This is a genomic window from Pseudomonas sp. TJI-51 (genome assembly GCF_000190455.2).
Lineage (GTDB): Bacteria > Pseudomonadota > Gammaproteobacteria > Pseudomonadales > Pseudomonadaceae > Aquipseudomonas > Aquipseudomonas juntendi.
In genome coordinates, this window is record NZ_AEWE02000155.1 from 1 (window position 1) to 242 (window position 242).

Annotated in this window: 1 protein-coding gene; it reads left to right on the forward strand. The window is 64.5% G+C overall.

The window, feature by feature from the left end:
• Positions 1–242: aminotransferase class V-fold PLP-dependent enzyme (locus tag G1E_RS29950; RefSeq protein ID WP_047150231.1), on the forward strand; the 242-nt coding region annotated here is incomplete at both ends.

Sequence of the window (242 nt, forward strand, 5' to 3'; positions counted from 1 at the left end):
TCGGCCCACGGCACCAACCCCGCTACCGCCAACATGGCCGGCATGCGTGTGGTGGTTACCGCCTGTGACGCCCGTGGCAACGTCGATGTCGAGGACCTGCGCGCCAAAGCCATCGAACACCGCGAGCGCCTGGCCGCGATCATGATCACCTACCCATCGACCCACGGCGTGTTCGAAGAAGCGATCGGCGAAATCTGCGCGATCATTCACGACAACGGTGGCCAGGTGTACATCGACGGCGC